The organism is Mariniphaga sediminis, from assembly GCF_003573545.1.
GTDB classification, from domain to species: Bacteria; Bacteroidota; Bacteroidia; order Bacteroidales; family Prolixibacteraceae; genus Mariniphaga; species Mariniphaga sediminis.
On sequence record NZ_QWET01000001.1, the window covers coordinates 35,319 to 56,015 of the forward strand.

At 40.4% G+C, this 20,697-nt stretch carries 18 protein-coding genes; 15 read left to right on the plus strand and 3 right to left on the minus strand.

Annotated features, from left to right (window positions below; translation table 11 throughout):
• Nucleotides 1–73: 73 nt before the first annotated feature.
• Nucleotides 74–1,726: an ArnT family glycosyltransferase gene (locus D1164_RS00150; protein ID WP_119347909.1), complete on the minus strand. Its 1,653-nt coding sequence runs from the start codon at nt 1,724–1,726 to the stop codon at nt 74–76.
• A 149-nt stretch (nt 1,727–1,875) separates the two neighbouring features.
• Between D1164_RS00150 and D1164_RS00155 the strand changes: the two genes are divergently transcribed.
• From D1164_RS00155 to D1164_RS00170, 4 genes are all read left to right on the plus strand, one after another.
• On the plus strand, nt 1,876–4,095 hold the full coding sequence (locus D1164_RS00155; RefSeq protein ID WP_119347910.1) for an APC family permease: 2,220 nt from the start codon (nt 1,876–1,878) through the stop codon (nt 4,093–4,095).
• A 190-nt stretch (nt 4,096–4,285) separates the two neighbouring features.
• Entirely contained in the window at nt 4,286–4,768 is a 483-nt protein-coding gene (gene coaD, locus D1164_RS00160) for a pantetheine-phosphate adenylyltransferase (protein ID WP_119347911.1), read from the plus strand.
• Nucleotides 4,769–4,773: 5 nt separating this feature from the next.
• Complete coding sequence (locus D1164_RS00165) at nt 4,774–6,186, plus strand: TlpA family protein disulfide reductase (protein WP_119347912.1); 1,413 nt, start codon at nt 4,774–4,776, stop codon at nt 6,184–6,186.
• 126 nt (nt 6,187–6,312) lie between these two features.
• Nucleotides 6,313–7,116 carry a metallophosphoesterase gene (locus D1164_RS00170; RefSeq protein ID WP_147371964.1) on the plus strand — a complete coding sequence of 268 codons (804 nt, stop codon included), beginning with the start codon at nt 6,313–6,315 and terminating at the stop codon, nt 7,114–7,116.
• Between the two features lie 75 nt (nt 7,117–7,191).
• Here the strand turns inward: D1164_RS00170 and D1164_RS00175 are convergent, their stop codons facing one another.
• On the minus strand, nt 7,192–7,815 hold the full coding sequence (locus D1164_RS00175; protein WP_119347914.1) for an NUDIX hydrolase: 624 nt from the start codon (nt 7,813–7,815) through the stop codon (nt 7,192–7,194).
• A gap of 45 nt (nt 7,816–7,860) precedes the next feature.
• Between D1164_RS00175 and pyrE the strand changes: the two genes are divergently transcribed.
• Complete coding sequence (gene pyrE, locus D1164_RS00180; RefSeq protein WP_119347915.1) at nt 7,861–8,496, plus strand: orotate phosphoribosyltransferase; 636 nt, start codon at nt 7,861–7,863, stop codon at nt 8,494–8,496.
• 55 nt (nt 8,497–8,551) lie between these two features.
• Entirely contained in the window at nt 8,552–9,001 is a 450-nt protein-coding gene (locus D1164_RS00185; protein ID WP_119347916.1) for an SRPBCC family protein, read from the plus strand.
• Nucleotides 9,002–9,010: 9 nt separating this feature from the next.
• Here the strand turns inward: D1164_RS00185 and D1164_RS00190 are convergent, their stop codons facing one another.
• The gene (locus tag D1164_RS00190; RefSeq protein ID WP_172594264.1) at nt 9,011–9,754 is read right to left on the minus strand and encodes a biotin--[acetyl-CoA-carboxylase] ligase; all 744 of its coding nucleotides are present in this window, start codon (nt 9,752–9,754) and stop codon (nt 9,011–9,013) included.
• Between the two features lie 154 nt (nt 9,755–9,908).
• On the opposite strand from D1164_RS00190, the gene rsfS reads away from it, so the two are divergent.
• The 9 genes from rsfS to D1164_RS00235 all read left to right on the plus strand — a co-directional run bounded on the left by rsfS (nt 9,909) and on the right by D1164_RS00235 (nt 20,554).
• Nucleotides 9,909–10,280, plus strand: a complete 372-nt coding sequence (gene rsfS / locus D1164_RS00195; protein WP_119347918.1) for a ribosome silencing factor — start codon at nt 9,909–9,911, stop codon at nt 10,278–10,280.
• A gap of 9 nt (nt 10,281–10,289) precedes the next feature.
• Entirely contained in the window at nt 10,290–12,365 is a 2,076-nt protein-coding gene (ftsH, locus tag D1164_RS00200) for an ATP-dependent zinc metalloprotease FtsH (RefSeq protein ID WP_206610878.1), read from the plus strand.
• Nucleotides 12,366–12,385: 20 nt separating this feature from the next.
• Nucleotides 12,386–12,592 carry a putative signal transducing protein gene (locus D1164_RS00205; protein WP_119347919.1) on the plus strand — a complete coding sequence of 69 codons (207 nt, stop codon included), beginning with the start codon at nt 12,386–12,388 and terminating at the stop codon, nt 12,590–12,592.
• Between the two features lie 122 nt (nt 12,593–12,714).
• Nucleotides 12,715–13,542 (plus strand): phosphatidate cytidylyltransferase, encoded by an 828-nt coding sequence (locus tag D1164_RS00210; RefSeq protein WP_172594265.1) that lies wholly within the window; start codon nt 12,715–12,717, stop codon nt 13,540–13,542.
• A gap of 2 nt (nt 13,543–13,544) precedes the next feature.
• Nucleotides 13,545–14,201 (plus strand): phosphatidylserine decarboxylase family protein, encoded by a 657-nt coding sequence (locus tag D1164_RS00215; protein WP_119347921.1) that lies wholly within the window; start codon nt 13,545–13,547, stop codon nt 14,199–14,201.
• Between the two features lie 6 nt (nt 14,202–14,207).
• Nucleotides 14,208–14,954, plus strand: coding sequence for a CDP-alcohol phosphatidyltransferase family protein (locus D1164_RS00220; protein WP_119347922.1), 747 nt, complete (start codon nt 14,208–14,210; stop codon nt 14,952–14,954).
• 273 nt (nt 14,955–15,227) lie between these two features.
• Nucleotides 15,228–15,839, plus strand: a complete 612-nt coding sequence (locus tag D1164_RS00225; RefSeq protein WP_172594266.1) for an RNA polymerase sigma factor — start codon at nt 15,228–15,230, stop codon at nt 15,837–15,839.
• Between the two features lie 33 nt (nt 15,840–15,872).
• The gene (locus tag D1164_RS00230) at nt 15,873–17,069 is read left to right on the plus strand and encodes a FecR family protein (RefSeq protein WP_119347924.1); all 1,197 of its coding nucleotides are present in this window, start codon (nt 15,873–15,875) and stop codon (nt 17,067–17,069) included.
• Nucleotides 17,070–17,227: 158 nt separating this feature from the next.
• Nucleotides 17,228–20,554 (plus strand): SusC/RagA family TonB-linked outer membrane protein, encoded by a 3,327-nt coding sequence (locus tag D1164_RS00235; protein WP_172594267.1) that lies wholly within the window; start codon nt 17,228–17,230, stop codon nt 20,552–20,554.
• The last annotated feature ends 143 nt before the right edge of the window (nt 20,555–20,697 follow it).

Below are 20,697 nucleotides of genomic sequence, written 5' to 3' on the forward strand. Positions count from 1 at the left end.
TTTGTTTTTCAATTCTGTTTAGCTTTCAACTCTTAACGGACAAATATAGCTATGTGATGCCTATTTTTTAAATTCATTTTAGTATTATTTTGTTCTGGCCAGTTTTTGTTTTTATAAGGTAGTTGGGTTCCAGCGAATAGTTTCTTGTATCGGGATTTACAAACTGCCATGAAATATGGTTCATTCCCCGGTGCTTAATCTGGTAAACTGTATCTATCTGAAAACCCATATTTAAAATTTCATTACATTTTATTTCATTGGTGTAAATCCATGTTCCGGTTTTTTCCATCGCTTCGTACAATTGTTTCCATGTGGCAATATTTCGTACCGAATCTTTTGCATTGAAAAACAATTCGTATTCTTCCAAAGCATAATTATAGAGTCGGTTTTGTTGCGAATTGTCCGATTCAAATAGATCCAACGCCTGTCTGTTTCCTTGGTAAGAAAATAATTTTGGTATAACAACGGCATTCAGGTAGAGATTGAGCATTGTCGAAATAATTACACCAGAATAAATCAATCTACACCAATTGTCTTTTTCAATTTTTAAATACAGGAAAAGTATAACTATTCCCGTCAGCAAAAACAGTATAAACGTAAACCAACTGATTTCATGGAAAAGAAAACCTACTGCCAAAAGTAACCCAACGAGGAGAACCCAAATGACAACCTGTGCAAGAGTCAGTTTAATAAATGCGGAGGAAGACAGTTGAGAATAGTGTTGCATCTTACCACTTGCAATTATTATCAGAGGCCCAATCAAGATCATTAGATAGTTTGGGGCTTTTCCCCGGGCAATGCTGTAAACAAAAAGTAAAACTAAAATACTTCCAAGCAGTGACGAAGCAAATTTATGAACTGACTGTTTCCCAAACCAGCTTTTAATCTCCCAAAACAATGCGGCCAAAACCAGGACTGTCCATGGAAGAAAAGCCCAAAGCAGGTTGTAAAGGTAAAAAAAAGGATCGGTGCTTGAACCCGCCACTTTGCCGGTTACACGTCCGATATTATTATCTATAAAGTAGAAGCGGATACCTTCAAAACCAAAGCTTTTCCCTAAGTGGTAAAGCGAGGGTGAAATGATTACAAGTACTAAAATTATTCCTAACAGCCACTTAGGGTGAAAAAGCTGCCGGTAATCTTTATTTAAAAGGAGAAAAAACAACACAAAAAAGAAAGGGAGAATAGCTCCAACAGGTCCTTTGGTAAGCATGGCCAGTCCGATTCCAAGGAAACCCAGAATAAAATTTAAAGGCTTTTTACTGTTTAGATATTCCGCCAACTGCCACAAAGCGAGTGCTACTGCAGCCTGCAAAACCGAGTCGGTATGAAGGTCAAGAAAGTAAAGGAAAAATATTTGGGAAGTCCCTGTTATTAAGGCAGCCAGCTTTCCGGCCAATTCAGAAAAAAATAAACGTGCCAGGCGGTAGATAGAATAAAGACTGCTTAATCCGAAAAGAAAGGGGAACAATTTAAAGGCAAAGTTGGTATTTCCAAAAAGCTGGATTCCCAATCCTGCCAACCAGAAAAACAGGTGCGGTTTCTGATCGTACGGTTCGCCATTAATCTTCAGGTTTAGCCAGTCGCCCGACTCTACCATTTGTCTTGAGATGGCAGCATACAGCCCGGAGTCACCGGTCAGATCAATAAATAAACCGAAAATCCAGGCCAGGATTATCATTAAAAATGCAACAGCCCATAAACTATTTTTCAGCCTTCCGTTCAAATGATTTTCTCCTTTTTATTTGCTCAGGCAAAATAAAGGATTTAAGTCAATATTTAAGGCAAAAAAAATATTTTGAAAGAAATCATGGGGTCTATCTTTGCTTTTTTAAAGAATAAACTTGATTTTTGACCCTAAATAGAAATGAAAAAATGGCAAAATCGCTGGTAAACACCCACGCCAGGTTTGGCACTCTTCCGGTATTTTTTACAGCTCTTTCTACTATTCTTGGTGCTGTTCTGTTTCTCCGTTTTGGCTGGGCAGTAGGCCATGTTGGTTTCTGGGGAGTAATTGGGATCATAGTTTTAGGACACGTGGTAACCATTCCTACTGCTTTTGCAGTTGCTGAAATAGCTACAAACCAGCGGGTTCAGGGAGGGGGTGCCTATTTCATTATAAGCCGGTCGTTTGGTATGAATATAGGGGGTGCAATTGGCATTACACTATACCTGTCGCAGGCAATCAGCGTTGCCTTTTACATCATTGCTTTTGGTGAGGCATTTGAACCGCTTATCGACTGGATTTACCAACAATATGGTTTTTATATTCCCGATCGTCGTTGGATTTCCATACCTACCATGGCGTTGCTTTCGGTACTCATTTTGGTTAAGGGGGCTAATCTTGGGATGAAAGCCCTTTATGTGGTTGTCATTGTTCTGTTTACTTCCATTTTGTTCTTCTTTCTGGGAAATTCCCCCATAAAACCCCCGGAAATTAATCTTCATGCCAGGATTGTGAACCATGAAAATTTTTTTTATGTTTTTACTATCGTTTTCCCGGCCTTTACCGGATTGGCAGCGGGCTTAGGGCTTTCAGGTGATTTGAAAAATCCTCAGAAATCAATTCCCCGTGGTACGCTTTGGGCCACGTTTGTCGGGATGCTGATATATATTGCTGTTGCATGGAAATTTACGAATTCAGCCTCGCCTGAGGATTTGGTGAGTGATCAACTTATTATGAGAAAAATTGCTTTGTGGGGTCCCATCATTCCGGTTGGATTAGCCGCAGCTTCATTGAGCTCGGCTTTGGGATCGATTATGGTTGCACCACGCACCCTGCAGGCCATCGGGTTCGATAATATTTTCCCGGAAAACAATATTAATAAGTGGTTTGCCCGGGGTAGAAAGCAGGACAACGAACCGGTAAACGCCTCGTTGATAACTGTTTTTATTGCCTTCGTGTTTGTAGCTGTGGGGAGTATCGATTTTGTGGCACAAATTATTTCCATGTTTTTTATGGTGACTTATGGGGCGATCTGTCTTATTTCTTTCCTGGAACACTTTGCTGCCGATCCGGCCTACCGGCCTACTTTTCGCTCAAACTGGTATGTTTCGTTGGCAGGTGCCCTGTTTTCTTTCTGGCTCATGTTTAAAATGAATGCCCCTTACGCAGCCGCTTCCATTGTTATCATGGGCCTCATTTATTATATGGTTATGCTTGGAAACGAAGAAAATCAGGGTCTGAACAAACTTTTTAAAGGGGTTGTATTCCAATTGAGCCGTCAGCTCCAGATTTTCCTGCAACGGGCAGATAGCGCCGACCAACAGAAAAGCTGGCGCCCTTTCGGGGTCTGTATCTCGCATGACACGTTTAGCCGTCGTTCTGCTTTTGATATCATGCGGTGGATTTCCTTTAAATATGGCTTTGGTACGTATATCCATTATGTAAAAGGCTACCTAAATGCTGAAACGAGTGAGGAGTCGAAAATAGTTTTGGATCGACTCATCAAACTGGCACATGGCAGTAAAAACAGGGTTTACCTCGATACGATTATTTCACCATCATACACTTCAGCTATTGCTCAGGTGGTGCAGCTTTCGGGCATTTCAGGAAAAGGGAATAACCTCATTTTATTTGAATTTTCGAGAACCGATCCGCAAAACCTGAAAGAAATTGCAGCCAATTATGGAATTGCAGAATCTACCGGATTTGATATTTGTATCCTGAACACTTCGTATAAAAGTTTCGGATATAAAAATGAGATACATATCTGGATTAGGCCCGATGATTACCGGAATGCCAATTTAATGATTCTGCTTGGCTACATTATTTTGGGGCATCCTGATTGGGAAAAGGGGAAAATAAAAATTTTTGCCCTTTATCCGAAAGCGATGATGAACGAAAAGCGCAAACAGTTGCTAGGACTTATAAAAACCGGCCGGTTGCCCATCAGTCCTTCAAACGTAACCATGGTTTCTTTTGAAGAGGGGCACCGTAAAGAGGTCATAACCAAATACTCTGTCGATGCCGATTTGACACTTATCGGGTTTACTTCGGAAAAAATTGAAAAGACAGAAGAATTTACAGAAGGATATGAGAAACTGGGAAATATATTATTTGTTAATGCCAACAGGGCAAAAGCAATAAACTAAATGCACGGGGCGTTTTCGTCAGGCAGGGAAAAATAAAATATGTTTGTACCTTAGTAAAAAAAGTAATTATGAAACGAGTATGTAAAACATTTACGCCCAGGAGAATGATTAAAGTACACGCGATTTCCCCGTCTGACCGCGTAAGCCGGGCAGGCATACTATACCTTTGAAAAAAAACAACTTTAATAGTATGAAAACAGCCATATTCCCGGGATCATTTGATCCTTTTACCATTGGACACGAATCTATTGTGCGACGGGCCTTGCCTATGTTCGATAAAATTTTTATTATGATTGGGTTCAATGCCAACAAAACGTCTTTTTTTCCATTGGAGAAACGCTTGAAATGGATCAAACAGGTGTTTCAGCAGGAAGCGAAAATTGAAGTATCCGTGCATGAAGGGCTAACAGTTGATTTTTGCAAAGAGGTGGGGGCTCAATATATTTTGCGGGGACTGCGTACTTCATCCGATTTTGAATATGAACGCGCCATAGCTCAGGTAAACAAAAAAATGCATCCTGAAATTGAAACAGTATTCCTGTTGACCTTACCTGAACATACACCGGTAAATGCCACCATTATCCGGGATATTGTTTTTCACGGGGGCGATGCCAGTATGTTTCTTCCTGCCGGACTCGATTTAAAAGATTTTAAACCGGATAACAACAAATAGGGTTTATGAATGGATGGCTCTTATCTGTTCTTCTGATTATTTGGACGAACCTACCTGTCTCGGCTACGTCAATCAGTGGCTGGAATGAAGAGTATGCAGGGAAAAAGCTTGATTTTTTCCGGTTGTCTGATCCGGTGACCCGCGAAAAGGTACATGTATTCACACTTGAAGTAAACAGCAATGGCGTTTTTTCCGCCGAGGCAGAGGTTGAACAACCCACCTTTGTTTTCAGTGACTTCGGAATTTACCGTGGGATGCTTTTTCTTGAACCGGGAGAAAAAATCACCTTGTTGTTACCACCTTTTCGCGATAAATCGTTTGCGGATCAGAAAAACCCCTACTTCCAACCGGTAGAATTCTGGTTTGCTACAGGTGGGGGAAACCAGCTTAATGACCGGATCTCTGCTTTTGATAACCAGCTTTACCAACTCAGGGATAAATATTTTAACCAATTGTATTTAAGGGAATCCAGGCAGGTGTTTGATTCTCTTTCTGCTGTGCTCGAGCAACAGTTCGGTAGCATTTCTTCAAAGACTTTTCTTTTTCATAAAAAGTTAAAAATAAAGGCGGTGGAGGCCGATGCATTCAAGTTGGAGCCTGCATCTGTTTCTGATGAACTCTCGGAGGTACCTTCTGCCTTTTGGAATCATCCTGCATTTACCGGGCTTTTCGACAAAATGTATGGCAATAAACTTAGTTTTGCAGCAAAATCCATAAAAGGAGAAAGAATCAGGGGGGCTGTTTCTCAAACGGACACCGGATTTCTGCTGGAGTTTATTAAGGACAATTACAAGATAACAGGGCCAGTTGCACGGCTGGTACTTTTAAAAATGTTGCACGATGGTTTTTATTCCGGCGACTTCTCTGAGAATGCCATTTTAAATCTGGTAAGAGCGGATATTTTTGTTAAAGACCAGGAAAAAGCAGTAAAAGAGACGGCAAAAAATATTCTAATAAAACTGAGACATCTTCGGCCGGGTAGTTTGGCACCTGTCGTTTGTCTGAAAAATACCAGCGGGCAACGTTTTTGCACCAATGAAATTTCAGGAGACGATAAATTTAAATACCTGGTTTTTGCCGATACGGAAATGATTGTGTGCCGGGAGCATTTGAAATACCTTACAAAAATTGAAGACCGCTTTCAGAAATACCTCGAGATCATAATTGTTCTTAGGAAAACGGATCTTATCGAAATGAAAATGTTTTTGGATAAACAGAAAATTCCGGGAATTCATTTGGTGGATGAAGAAGGCCGTTTTACCGAAGAATATCGTGTGAAATCATTTCCTACCTGCCTGCTTCTGAATGATAAACACGAGGTGGTCTTTCAGCAAACCAAATCTCCGCTTGATGGTTTTGAGCAGCAGTTTGGGAGATTTCTGCAACGAGAATTGTTTGAGCGGCAAAGAAAACAGTAAAGTAATGCCGTTTCAATGTGAAACGAGCATGAAAAGAATTACAGTTAAGAGTTTAATTTAAACAAGTGCGATTTTTGTAATGTGGAAAATCAATTCAAAGTAGAAAACAATCTTAAACGATATACAATGCAATTCATTTTTACGAAGTACTGGCTTTTTCTTTTTTCCTTTTTCTCTCTGTTTTCATTTACTGAGCCTGCTCCCCAAACTTTTACATTTGTACAGGTAGCAGATACCCAACTGGGGTTTGAAGATTACGAAAAAGATCTGCAATCATTCAATCAGGCTGTTAAACAAATAAATGAGATCAATCCTGATTTTGTAATCATTTGCGGCGATCTTGTAAATGTTGCCAACGATAGTTCGTATGCCGACTTTCTAAACATCAAAAACAAATTAAAGGTGCCTTGCTATTGTGTTGCCGGCAACCACGATATTCAGAAAATTCCGAATGACACATCGCTGGTTTACTACCGCAAAGTAATAGGGAAAGATTACTATAGTTTTATGCACAAAGGCTACACATTTATCATTGCAAACACCCAATTGTGGAATGGCGAGGTAGAGAACGAGTCGGAGAAACACGACCACTGGTTTAAGAAGACATTAGAAGTTGCCCGAAAGAAAAAATCGTCGGTGTTTGTAGCCGGGCACTCGCCCATTTATGTGGAAGATCCTGCAGAGCAAACGGGCTATTTTAACCTGCCCCCGGCAAAAAGAAAAGAGGTACTGAATCTGTTTCGGGAAAACAATGTGGTGGCCTATCTTTCCGGGCATGCCCACAGGCTGATTGTTAATAATTTTGAAGGAACCCAAATGGTAACCAGCGAAACAACCAGTGTAAATTTCGACAAGCGCCCGTTGGGCTTTAGGGTGTGGAAGGTTTCTGCGGGTACTGTGACACATGAATCTGTTCCGCTAAAATATTAGGGAATAATCCACTTGTGCATCAAAAACAACGTTGCAGACAACCAAAGGATTTGACCATGCCTCGCCCTGGAAATATTAATCGTTTTGGTAAAGCAAAATAATATCTTGCAAGCTTCCATAAGTGTTGTTCAATACCGCATCGAGTTCATTGCCGGATAACCATTTTATTTCGGTAATGTTTTCTTCGGTTTGAGGAATGCCGGCATTTGTTCCCTGGTAGTTCATTTCAAACCAAAATGTCTCTTTAAAAATCCACTGGCCTTTTGTATCCGGGTATGGAGACTGGTAAATATGGAAGGTGGATGCTAGGGGCCTGGTTATCCGGTGGCCCTGAATACCTGTTTCTTCCATTACTTCCCTCATCGCCGCCTTTTCAGGCGTTTCTCCTTCATCAATTTTTCCTTTGGGCAAATCCCATTTTCCTCTGCGGAAAATAAAAAGAAGGCGATTTTCTGAAATAACCACACCGCCGGCCGCCGGCACAGGCAGAAAAATCGATTGAAACAACAGAAAGAACCATCCGGGCTCGGGATGTAAAAGAAAAACTTCGTCTAAATCATTGTTTAAAAATGATTTAAACCATTCTTTTATCTCCGCCACAGTGCACGATTCTTTGAAGCTTACGATTGGTTTATTTAATGTTATATTCGTGGAAGCACCGATTTTTATCAGTCGGTCATTCAGAAAAACTTTATACATTTGCTCTATCGTTATAAACAACAAAGTTAAAATATCACATCAGGTATGGAACGAACACAAATTGAAATTACAAAAAAACTTTTAGAAATAGATACCATTAAAATCCAGCCCAATAGTCCGTTTGTTTGGGCATCTGGTTGGAAATCACCTATATATTGCGATAATCGCAAGACTTTGTCTTATCCGGAAACCCGGTCGCTTATCCGCGATAAATTTGTAGAAATTATCCGGGAGAAATATCCGCAGGCCGAAGTAATTGCCGGGGTGGCCACAGGGGCAATTGCACACGGAGTGCTGGTTGCGGATAAGTTGGGACTGCCATTCATTTATGTTCGCTCAAAACCAAAGGGGCACGGACTCGAGAACCTTATCGAAGGCGATCTTAAACCGGAGCAGAAAGTGGTGATTATTGAAGATTTGGTTTCAACGGGTGACAGTAGCCTGAAAGCTGCTGAAGCGGTAAATAATTTTGGGGGCGAAGTAATAGGTATGCTATCTATTTTTACCTACAACTTCCATGTGGCAAAAGAAAAATTTAAGAAGGCCAACATTGAATTGACGCCGTTAAGCCGCTACCAGGTTTTGATTGATCTGGCGCTTGAAGCAGGCGAAATAACCCAGGATCAGGTAGAAACCCTGATGGAGTGGAGAGAAGATCCGGCCAGCTGGGGAAAAAAATAGGAATTTTTCAAACGGCAGATGCTATCATCGAATTATACAGGAATAACGAACTATTATGGCCATCAACAAATACATCAGTAATGTAAAACTTATCGATCATAATCAGCAAATTGTGTTCGATTATCTGGCGAATTTTGAAAATCTTTCGGAATACCTGAATTCAGGGCTGCTGGAAAAAATTACGAAGCAGGTTCCGCAAGTTAAAATAAGTAACTTCGAATCGGACCAGGACTCCTGTAGATTCAATATTACCGGAATGGGGTTGGCAGAAATTCGTGTGGTAAACCGTGAACCGCATAAAACGATTAAAGTGGAAAGTTCAGGCGGCTTGCCAATGAGTTTTACTTTCTGGATACAACTGCTGCCTGTTTCTGCTTTTCAAACCAAGATTCGGCTCACACTCCACGCCGACCTGAACATGATGATAAAAATGATGGTAGGCAACAAATTGGAAGAGGGGATAAACCAACTGGCAGAAACACTGGCTACTTTGCCATACAAGTAGCAAAAAATATCAAATAATAAATTCGACCTCTTTAAATGAGAAATTTCTGAGGTTTCCTGAACGGTCTTCGAGAACGAGCTGGCCAAATTCGGAAGTGCCTTTAATACGAGCTTCCAACAGTTGGCCTTCCTCTTTAAACAACGCCCATTCATTTATCCGGAAAAGATTCTCCAGGTAAGCATCGTCAATTTCCCCAATATGTCCCGTTTCCAGTCTTTGGTACCACTTCATAAATATCTTCCGTATCTGACTGGCGGTGTCAATCAAATTATAATTTATGCCTGTTAGCTGTTTCAGCGAAACAGGATTAGGCAGTTCCGGACTAAACTCTACCTGATTCAGATTAAGGCCGAAACCCAGAACTGCTGAATGAAAAAGGTTTCCCTGAATCGTTGTTTCAATCAGTATCCCCGCAATTTTCCGATTTTTCACATATATGTCGTTTGGCCATTTTATCGAAACATTGTCCGTTTTTTGTCGAAGCCAGTCAGCCAGGGCAAGACTGGCAATTTTTGATAAATAGAATTGTTTCCCGGGCGGTAGGAATGCAGGGAATAAAATAATGCTGGCAAGCAGGTTCAATTCCCGGGCACTTTCCCAGTGATTTCCGAGTTGCCCTCTGCCTTTATGTTGGTAATGTGACAAAACGACAGTTCCTCCTTCTGCCCCTCCTGACGAAATCAATCGGTTGGCATAGTTGTTGGTCGAATCGGTTTCTTTTAAAACTAGAATATATTTATCTGCTTTTTCCATGAAAGTTTGAAACTTAAACCCATTTTTTATGTACTGGTAAATGAAATACAAATTTGACGAATTTTTCATTGCATTCTGCAAATCAAAGTGGGAATGGAAAATAAAAAATTGATGTTGGGTAAAAAATATATCTTTGTAGGGCTAAAAGTTATTTATGAATAAAAACATAGAAATTACAGAAAAATTAAAAGAAGCAATTCTTGAAGGAATAAGAAAAATAAAAGGAAAAGAGATAACAATTATCGATTTAAATACATTACATCATACTGAGTGCGGTTATTTTATTATTTGTCACGGAACCTCTTCCACACAAGTAAGTTCCATTGCCCAGTCTGTTGAAAAGAACGTAGAAGACGAGGTAGGAATAAAGACTTGGCACTCTGAAGGCTATGGGAATTCTATTTGGGTTTTGCTGGACTTTGGGGAAATTGTAGTACATGTTTTTAGCGAGTCGGCAAGAAGATTCTACGACCTTGAAGGACTTTGGGCAGATGCAAAAATAATAAAGGCAGATTCAGATAATTAGAAACAAATTATGGCAGAGAACAACAAAAATAATAAACAGTCACCTCCCGAGAATCCGCTTATTCCGGGAATGAAAAAAGGGGATAAAAAAAATCCCAAGGGGCCGAAATTTAATGCTTACTGGGTTTACGGACTTATTGCCGTTATTTTTATTGCTGTTCAGTACTATCTGAGCAACAGCAGCGGACCGGTAGAAACCAACTGGAGCGAAGTAAAATCGACAATGCTGGCTCAAAATGATATTGAACGCATTGTTGTGGTAAACGAGAAGAAGGCCAACATCTATTTAAAAAAGAACAGTCTTCAAAAATACGAGCAGCAGTTTAGTGAACATTTTTCAAAACCCGCAGAGGAAGGCCCTCATTTTACATTTACAATTGGCTCGGTAGAGACTTTTGAACGTAACCTGCGTGTGGCACAGGAGGGGGCACAGGAAGAAATACTTCCGGAATACAAAGAAGAGCGAAACTGGATGGGGGAAATCCTTTGGACTATTGGCCCCTTTGTGCTGATTATTGTGCTGTGGCTGTGGATATTCAGAAGGATGAGCCGCGGCGCTGGCGGAGGGGCCGGAGGTATTTTCAATGTAGGGAAGTCGCAGGCAAAAGTTTTCGATAAGGATCAGAAAGTGAGCACCACGTTTAAAGAAGTTGCCGGCCTGGCAGAAGCCAAGCAGGAGGTGGAGGAAATTGTGGAATTTCTGAAAAATCCGGGAAAATTCACCAAACTGGGAGGCAAGATTCCTAAAGGCGCTTTGCTGGTTGGCCCTCCCGGAACCGGAAAAACCTTGCTTGCCAGGGCTGTGGCAGGGGAAGCAAGTGTTCCGTTTTTCTCCATGTCGGGTTCCGACTTTGTAGAAATGTTTGTAGGTGTGGGCGCTTCACGGGTACGCGATCTTTTTAAACAGGCAAAAGAAAAAGCACCCTGTATTATTTTTATTGATGAAATTGACGCCATTGGCCGGGCAAGAGGGAAGAATCCCAATTTCGGTTCGAATGACGAAAGAGAAAATACGTTGAACCAGTTGCTGACTGAAATGGATGGGTTTGATACCAACAGCGGGGTCATCATTCTGGCAGCAACCAACCGGGCCGACATTCTGGACCGGGCCCTGATGCGTGCCGGGCGTTTTGATCGCCAAATCCATGTGGAACTTCCCGATCTGAAGGAGCGCGGTGAAATTTTTAAAGTGCACCTGCGTCCCCTGAAGCTGGCTACCGATGTCAAAGTAGATTTTCTGGCGAAGCAAACACCGGGTTTCTCGGGGGCTGATATCGCCAACGTGTGTAACGAGGCAGCCCTGATTGCTGCCCGCAAAAACCGCGATGCGGTTACCAAACAGGATTTTCTCGATGCAGTCGATCGTATTATCGGAGGGCTGGAAAAGAAGAATAAAATTATTTCGAAAGAAGAGAAAAAGACCATTGCATATCACGAGGCCGGTCATGCTACGATTAGCTGGCTGCTGGAATATGCCCATCCACTTGTAAAGGTAACCATTGTGCCCAGAGGAAAAGCGCTGGGAGCAGCCTGGTACCTTCCGGAGGAACGCTCTATTACCACAAAAGAACAACTGCTTGACGAAATGTGTTCGGCATTGGGTGGTCGTGCAGCTGAAGAAAACATTTTTGGCAGGGTTTCTTCCGGGGCCCAAAACGACCTGGAAAAAATAACCAAGCAGGCTTATGCGATGGTTAGTTACTTTGGTATGAGTGAAAAAGTGGGGAATGTGAGTTTTTACGATTCTACCGGACAGACGGATTATGCTTTCACCAAACCTTACAGCGAAAAAACTGCTGAATTGATTGATGAGGAAGTGAAAAAGATTATTGACGAGCAGTATAAGCGGGCCAGAAAAATATTGAAAGAGAATGAGGAGGGACACAAAAAGCTGGCGGAACTGTTGTTGGAACGTGAAGTAATTTTTGGAGAAGATCTTGAGAAAATATTTGGTAAACGCCCGTGGGACGATAAAAAAATGATTGATGCGGATAACGGACAGGGAAATAATAAACCTGAAGAATCTGTTGAAACTGAAAACGGGAAGGAAGAGGAGAATTCAGAAAATCAAACTATTTCGGCGTAAATTTTTAATCTTTGTAAAGTATGGAAAAGGGCTGGAAAAAAATATTTTTTACTGCGCATGAGTACAAAGCAAATATGGCCAAAGATATTTTGGAGAATGCGGGGTTAAAAGTGGTTGTGCTGAATCAGCACGACTCTGCTTACCAAGTGTTTGGCGATTTTGAGATTTATGTAGATGAAAACGATGAGGAAAAAGCAGTGGAATTATTAAAAGAATTGAAGCGTTGAAGTAACCATGAATAGAAAGTATATTTACAAAAGCATGACGATAAGTTTCATGGGAACCCCCTTTCTGACAGCGCAAGCCAGGTATGCATGTGTTAAAATTGGAAATAAACAATTATAGGCACATGAAAGATTTATCCAGGCGTTCCATTACCGGAGTTGTATATGTTGTTTTGATGTTGGCCGGAGCTGCTTTTCATCCGTTGCTGTTTGCGGTAGTTTTCGGTACTTTTCTTTACCTTACCCAACTGGAGTTTTACCAGCTTCTGGAAAAGGCTGGAAGTGCTCCGCGAAAAACAGCAGGCCTTGCATTAGGGTTGCTCTTTTTTATTATCTGTTTTGGCATGGTCAACAACTTGTTACCGGCCAAGTCGTATCTTATTTTTATACCGGCATTAACTTTTATTTTTCTGTTTGAAGCATTCAGCGAAAAATCGGGAATTTTACAGAACAGTGCAGTCACTTTCACCGGTTTTGTATATGTGGCCGTTCCGTTTAGCCTCCTTAATTTTATGGTTCATCCCGGTTATCCCAACTATCCTGTTTTCAACGCGAAAATACTTATTGGCGTCTTTTTTATTGTTTGGGTTTATGATTCTATGGCTTACATGGCTGGCTCAATGTTTGGAAAACACAAGATTCATAAAAAAATATCTCCCAATAAATCATGGGAAGGACTCATTGCCGGAACGGTATTTGCCCTGCTTACGGGCATCCTTAATTCGGTAATTTTTCAGCACCCTTCCGTTTTAAACTGGTTGGCAATATCCGTTATTGTCGTTCTGTTCGGTACGCTCGGCGATCTTTTTGAATCCATAATCAAACGCCGTCTCAACGTGAAAGATTCAGGAACGATCCTTCCGGGGCATGGCGGCCTGCTCGATCGCTTCGACAGTTTGCTGTTTGTGATACCGGTAGTTTATGTATGGTTAGATTTTACAGGAAATTTATAAAGATGCAAATTCATAAAGAAGGAAAGAAGATTATTCCAGTGGCCTTTTTCTTCCTGGCCGTAATAGATGCGCTTATCTATTTTACATTAAGAGATTACCTCATTTTTTATTTTCTCATGGCAGGTTCTTTATTCCTGGCAACACTCATTGTGTTCTTTTTCCGGGTGCCTCAACGGGAAATTGAAAAGAATGACCAGCATATCCTGGCTCCCGCCGATGGAGAAATAGTGGAAATTTTTAAAGTGTACGAAAAGGAATATTTTAAGGATGAACGGCTGCAGGTTTCCATTTTTATGTCGGTATTTAACGTACATCAGAATCGGGCGCCGGTTGGTGGGGAAGTGAGTTATAAACACCACAAAAGAGGTGCTTATTATCCGGCATTTGTGAAGAAGTCATCGGAAAAGAATGAACGATGCTCCACTGTTTTTAAAATGAACAACGGTACGGAAGTGATGGCCCGGCAAATAGCTGGTACGGTGGCACAACGTATTGTAACCTACAAGCAACCGGGCGATATAGTGGAACAAGGGCAGGAGTATGGTTTTATCCGGTTTGGTTCGCGGGTAGATCTGTTTTTGCCAGTTGATGCTGATGTCCATGTGAAAATGCACCAAAAGACAGTGGGAGGCAAAACTGTGATTGCGTCATTAAAGTAAATTCCAATGAAACGGGTGATCCGGCAGATACCTAATTTTATTACCTCTATGAACCTGGTAGCTGGTTCGCTGGCCGTAATCTTTGCTATTGACGGACACCTTGTATGGGCAGGAATTTTCATCTGTCTTGCGTCTGTTTTCGATTTTCTGGACGGATTTGCAGCCCGCTTGCTAAAAGCTTATTCCGAAGTTGGAAAGCAGCTCGATTCGCTGGCCGATCTTATTTCTTTTGGCCTTGCACCTGCGGCTATCCTTTTCACGCTCCTTGAGTTTTCACTTTTTGAAAGCAATCAACCGATATACGAGATCAATGCCCATTGGAGCCAATGGCTGATTCTTTTTTCTGCCATACTGATGCCTGTTATGGGCGCTGTGAGGTTGGCACGGTTCAACGTTATTCAATCTGGCGAAACATTCTTCCGTGGATTACCTATCCCCGCCAATGGTCTGTTTTGGGCTTCGCTGGGTCTGATGCTGGAAGTTCCGGGTCACCAGGGATTTTTGCAGTTTATCTACTCTACACATAATCTGGTGGTCCTTGGTCTGCTTACTTCAGGAATGATGGTAATCAGCCTGCCTATGTTTTCACTGAAGTTTAAGAATCTGAACCTGAAGGAAAACTGGTATCGTTACTTTTTTCTGGTTGTCAGCCTGTTTCTGCTTGTCTTCCTAAATGTTTATGGCCTGGCTTTATCTATTCTGGCTTATATTTTTCTAAATATATTGTTCTACCTTCTGAGGGTAAAATATTAGAAAAGTAAAAACACATTCAAGAACAGAATGAGTTAAATATATGGTTTAATACACTGACATTACAAGTTATTCGGGCATATTAGTTGGCAGTGGCCGGTTAGGAGTGTTGGTTTTTGTGTAATCCGCGAAAGAACAGATGAAGAATGGTAGATCTAATGGTTATTCAGATGCTTATAATGACGGTTGATTATTAATTGAGATTTAAGAAAAGACAAATTTGCAAATCTATCAAAGTAGATCTATATTAGTGAGACCTAAATGGCCATAAAAACTATGATGCAAGACTCAGAAGGTAACACGGATTACTTATGGAAAGAGTTTAAGAGGGGAAACCAGTTAGCTTTCGCATCCATTTATAATCTATATGTAGATCGTTTATTTATTTATGGTTCAAAATTAACACCCGACAGGGAATTGGTGAAAGACTGTATTCAGGAAGTTTTTTTTGACCTTTACAATAAACGGCATTCTTTATCAGATACAGATAATATCAGGTACTACTTATTAAAGTCGTTAAAGAATACGCTGCTGAGAAAGATTCAACGGGAAAGAAGAATAATAGAATTAAATAAAAAGACCACTTCTGATTTTAATATTGAATATTCATTTGAAAAGAAAATTATTGAAAACGAAATAGAAGAGGAGAAGAAGTTGCTTGTCAAAACAATACTTGCGGATTTGAATGATAAACAAAAGGAGATCTTGTTTCTGCGTTTTATGCAAGGATTGAGTTATTCAGAGATATCGGAGATTGTTGATATAGCCAGTGATTCAGTAAAAAAACAAGTTTACCGGACCGTTAAAAAAATAAGGAAGTCATTAGGGGCTAAAACAAATATGATTTTTTATCTATTTTTTAATTTGCAAAAAGTGTCCACGTTTTGAGATCTCATTTACTTATATGAATAAACAGTAAATATGGCTGATTATTCAAAATATCTGGAAAATAAGAAGTTTATAAATTGGGTTTTTAGCCAAAATGATGAGGATGAAGAGTACTGGAACAATTATATAGAAAAGCATCCGGAAGACAAAAAATGGATATTTACATTAAAAGACGCCCTGTCATTTTTAATCTCTGAGGATGATACTCTCTCTCAGAAAGAACGCTCAGAGATCCTTATCCGACTCAATAAACAGATAGCCCTACAAAACGACAATCAAGATCGATTTCGATACAGGAGGATTTTCCTTAGGAGTGCTGCCTCATTATTGCTATTGCTGGCAGTGGGAGGGGGTGCATATTATTATTATACAAACCAGGAAGACAATAATTATTCTGATTATGTTTTAAGTGAAGAACAGGTAAGAGGTCAGGAATCTGTTCAACTTGTTCTGTCAGAAAGCGAAAAGGTTTCCATTGAGAACGACAATTCAGTTATTAATTATGATTCGACAGGTGAGGTTATGATTAGTGCGGGTGATGAAGCTTTCTCAGTTGAAGAGAATGTTGGTAAGAAAAACACATTGATTGTACCTTATGGAAAAAGGAGTAAGTTGCAGTTGGCAGATGGTACGTGGATTCATATTAATTCCGGAAGCCAATTAATTTATCCTTCAGTATTCAGTAAAAATAAAAGGGAAGTTTATATTGACGGAGAGGCCTATTTTGAAGTGGCTGAAAATAAAGATGCCCCTTTTATAGTTAAAACTCCTCAGGAAGATTATTCTATAGAAGTTGTTGGTACCAGTTTTAATGTGTCAGCTTATAAGGTCGATCGGAATTTTGAAACGGTACTCGCTAAAGGAATTGTAAATATTATTCATAAGAGTGGAGTATTATCGACTAAAGAGATGAGATTGTCTCCCGGAGAAATGGCTTCGTGGGATGTTCATTCCAGGAAAATTAGTGTGGCCAAAGTAAACCCCGAAAACTATACATTATGGACTCAGGGACTTCTCCTGTTTGAAGATCTTGAACTGAACCGCATTGTTAAACGGCTTGAAAGATATTTCAATATTACAATAAAATTTGAAGATCCGCTAAAAGGCTCTGTGCGTATTGGCGGAAAACTTGATCTGAACAGAGAAATGGAAGTTGTTTTGGATAATTTGGCTGTTACTGCCTCCCTAAAATTGGAAAAAATAGATGAAACACAATTTATAATTAAATAGGATGTATATAAAACGGTGAGTGCTGTAACACCCACCGTTGTTATCCCTGATGGTGAGATCAGGTAAAAATAATTGTTAAATAACATTGCAAATTTATGAAAAAAAGGCGAATTACAGGATTCCCTAGGATGGGGGTTTTAAAAAAGTTTTATCGTATTATGAGGTTGACGGTATTCTTTTCATTTTTACTTGTATTTCATGCGGTTGGTTTCAATACTTATTCGCAAAGTACAAAGCTTAACGTAAAACTTAAAAATACTTCCTTAAAGGAGATTTTTGAGGAAATTGAGAAACAAAGTGAATTCGTGTTCCTTTATAATTACGATGTCCTTTCGAAACAGAATTTTAAGTCGGTAAGTTTTACCAACGCTTCTATTGAAGAAATACTAAACAAAGTTCTCAACGAAGAAAAAATTGAGTACCTGATAAGGGACCGGCAGGTAATAATAAAAGAAAAAGTAAATATAAAACCGGAAGAGATCCCGGAAATCCAGGAACAGAAAAAGATTGAGATCAGTGGGCAGGTTACCGACCAAAACGGAGAACCTATTCCCGGTGTTTCAGTGTATCTGAAAGGAACAACTATTGGTATTGTTACAGATGTCAACGGACAATATCAGTTGTCGCTCCCTGAAAACAGCAGGACACTTGTTTTTTCATTTGTTGGTATGTCTACGCAGGAAGTTGAGATTGGCAACCGGACGGTCATTAATATTCAGTTGAGCGAAGATGTAGCTTCTCTTGAGGAGGTTGTAGTTACTGCCTTAGGGATTGAAAAAAACAAACGGACCTTAACGTATGCCACCCAGCAGGTTGATGTTGACGCCGTGACTACTGTAAAAGATATAAGCCTTGGGAATATGCTCGCCGGTAAATTGGCCGGGGTTGCTGTAACTACAGGCTCAGGGGCAGGTGGCGTTGGTTCCGGTTCCCGTGTTATAATTAGGGGAGAACGTTCGATTAGCGGAGGAAATACCCCTTTAATTATTGTAGACGGTGTACCTTCCAATTTTGGCCTGGATGGTATTAATCCTGATGATGTCGAAAAAATTAATGTTTTAAAAGGGCCTTCAGCATCGGCTCTTTATGGGTCAGCAGCCGCAAACGGGGTCATTATTGTAACCACTAAAAAGGGGGAAAAAGGGAAAACACAAGTTCAGGTGAATTCACTGACATCGTTTGATGTGCCTTATCTGTACCCTGAGTTCCAGAATGAATATGCACAAGGGAACAGTGGAATGTATAATGCCAATGAGGAAACGTCAAGCTGGGGACCCAAAATGGAGGGGCAGACGGTTACTGACTGGAGAGAGAATGAGGTTCCTCTTGATGCGCAGCCCAATAACATAAAAGATTTTTTCCGGACAGGCTATAACCTCACGAACAGTCTGTCTTACAGTATGGGAAATGAAAAGTCGACAGCTTATTTTTCGTATACAAACGTTACAGCCGGAGGCCTGATTCCGGTAAACGAAATGGAGCGTCATAATTTTAACCTGCGTATGGATGCAGAGTTAATTGAAAACCTGAAGCTTGATTGTATTCTTACCTGGCAAAAGGGTATGAATGAGAATGGACCGGTAACTGGCGATGATTTATTCAGTCCGATGTGGCAATTGATTAAAATGCCAAGGAGCATACGTACTTCTGACATCAGTGAAGCTTCTTATATTGATGAGTTCCTTTCCAGGAAACAGTTGACCTGGGCTCCAAGTTCTACCGGAGTGATAAATCCATATTGGTCAATATATGGACGAGAGGCGGTTAAAAAAAGCAGCTACCTGAATGCGGTGGCAGCATTAAAATATGATATTACACCCTGGCTCTATATTCAGGGAAGAGGGCAAATGGCAAATAATTCAGAAAATGAAGAAGAAAAATTGTATTGGGATACACAATACGTTGCTTCAGGAAAAGGGAAATATTACAGAAAGTATATTAATAGTCAGAAATTAAATGCTGATTTCCTACTGGGTTTTAATAAAGAACTGGTTGACGATTTACAGATAACTGCCAACTTGGGAGCCGAAATCAGGGACTCAAGAAGTGAGTGGTTGGAGTCTGAGACGATGGAAGGATTGGTTATTGAAAATAAGTTTTACTTGGAAAATGGAGTAAAGACTAAAACCAAGGATTATGAGAACCATACTCAGACGCAATCGGTTTACGGGACTGTTCAGTTGGGATTCCGTAATTACCTGTTCCTGGATGTTACTGCACGTAATGACTGGAATTCAACCCTTCCGGCACCTCACGATTATTTTTATCCTTCCGTTGGGTTAACTGGTGTTATATCTGATATTATTCCTTTACCCGAAATAATATCTTTTGCCAAGCTCAGAGGCTCCTATGCCGAGGTTGGTAACGGGGCTTCATTTGCCAGTATCTACCAGACTTTTTCACGTGAATCAAACGGTACTATGGGCATTGTTAAGCCTAATTCGGGCAAAGTACCTTCAGAACTCATCCCGGAACGTACAAAGGCCTGGGAAGCAGGGGCTGAGATGAGGTTGTTAAAAGATCGCTTTGGAATTGATTTTACCTGGTATAAATCAAATACATATAATCAATTAGTTTTTGTTACATCGCCTCCTTCATCGGGCTACAGTAGTGCAGGAATTAATTGTGGAAACATCCAGAATAAAGGGATTGAGGTAATGCTGACAACAGTTCCAATTCAGGTAAAGAATCTTAAATGGGACTTAAGCCTGAATTTTTCACGCAACTGGAATAAAGTGATAGAACTTACCAGTACGTTGGATCGATATCGAATTAGTGCACCTGATTTATCTGTTGGTAACAGTTGGATTATTGTAGGCCGTCCGTATGGTGAAATTTTATCAAAAGGTTTTGTCCGTAATGAAGAGGGACAAGTGATTGTCGATGAACTTGGTTATCCTGAAATAACCGCTGATTCAGAAATATATTTGGGGAACTTTAATTATGACTGGAGAAGCAGCCTGAATAATAATATCCGGTATAAAAACTGGAACCTCTATTTTTTGATTGACCTGAACTATGGCGGAGTCCGTCAGTCGGCTACCGAGGCTCAAATGATGGGAAGTGGAACCAGTATCGCTACACTCTACGGACGGGATGGTTTTGTTTTTGACGGCGTAAAAAGAGTTATCGCTGAAGATGAATCGGTAAGTTATGTCCCCAACGATATTGAAATTACAGCAGAACAGTACGGGAAACATATTGGAGGCCGCGCTACCAGCGGGGCAGGAGAAGCTTTTAATCATGAAGCTACTAATTCACGTTTGCGCGAATTGTCAATAGGTTATACCCTTCCTGTGAAAAGTGCTGTAATAAAAGATATTACGGTGTCAGCAATTGGAAGAAACCTGTTCTATATTTACAATGCCTGTAAATGGTTTGATCCTGACATTACATACGATCTTGAAAAAAATGGGCAAGGATCTGAGAGTGCATTCTTACCGGGAGCCAGAAATGTTGGTTTTAATATTAAGTTGTCATTATAATGGTTAAACTGTAAAAAGAAATAAGAATGAACAAGAATATATCAAATAGGCTGACAAAAAAATTATGTTACATATTTATTGTGCTCGTAGTATCGTATTCATGTACAGATAATTTTGAAGAAATAAACACCAATAAAACCCAG

Coding starts and splice junctions, on each gene's coding strand:
- coaD (WP_119347911.1), top strand. CDS start 4,286: ATGAAAACAGCCATATTCCCGGGATCATTTGATCCTTTTACCATTGGA.
- D1164_RS00230 (WP_119347924.1), top strand. CDS start 15,873: ATGGCTGATTATTCAAAATATCTGGAAAATAAGAAGTTTATAAATTGG.
- D1164_RS00215 (WP_119347921.1), top strand. CDS start 13,545: ATGCAAATTCATAAAGAAGGAAAGAAGATTATTCCAGTGGCCTTTTTC.
- D1164_RS00175 (WP_119347914.1), bottom strand. CDS start 7,815: ATGTATAAAGTTTTTCTGAATGACCGACTGATAAAAATCGGTGCTTCC.
- D1164_RS00190 (WP_172594264.1), bottom strand. CDS start 9,754: ATGGAAAAAGCAGATAAATATATTCTAGTTTTAAAAGAAACCGATTCG.
- rsfS (WP_119347918.1), top strand. CDS start 9,909: ATGAATAAAAACATAGAAATTACAGAAAAATTAAAAGAAGCAATTCTT.
- pyrE (WP_119347915.1), top strand. CDS start 7,861: ATGGAACGAACACAAATTGAAATTACAAAAAAACTTTTAGAAATAGAT.
- D1164_RS00165 (WP_119347912.1), top strand. CDS start 4,774: ATGAATGGATGGCTCTTATCTGTTCTTCTGATTATTTGGACGAACCTA.
- D1164_RS00185 (WP_119347916.1), top strand. CDS start 8,552: ATGGCCATCAACAAATACATCAGTAATGTAAAACTTATCGATCATAAT.
- D1164_RS00225 (WP_172594266.1), top strand. CDS start 15,228: ATGATGCAAGACTCAGAAGGTAACACGGATTACTTATGGAAAGAGTTT.
- D1164_RS00155 (WP_119347910.1), top strand. CDS start 1,876: ATGGCAAAATCGCTGGTAAACACCCACGCCAGGTTTGGCACTCTTCCG.
- D1164_RS00210 (WP_172594265.1), top strand. CDS start 12,715: ATGAAAGATTTATCCAGGCGTTCCATTACCGGAGTTGTATATGTTGTT.
- D1164_RS00220 (WP_119347922.1), top strand. CDS start 14,208: ATGAAACGGGTGATCCGGCAGATACCTAATTTTATTACCTCTATGAAC.
- ftsH (WP_206610878.1), top strand. CDS start 10,290: ATGGCAGAGAACAACAAAAATAATAAACAGTCACCTCCCGAGAATCCG.
- D1164_RS00170 (WP_147371964.1), top strand. CDS start 6,313: ATGCAATTCATTTTTACGAAGTACTGGCTTTTTCTTTTTTCCTTTTTC.
- D1164_RS00235 (WP_172594267.1), top strand. CDS start 17,228: ATGAGGTTGACGGTATTCTTTTCATTTTTACTTGTATTTCATGCGGTT.
- D1164_RS00205 (WP_119347919.1), top strand. CDS start 12,386: ATGGAAAAGGGCTGGAAAAAAATATTTTTTACTGCGCATGAGTACAAA.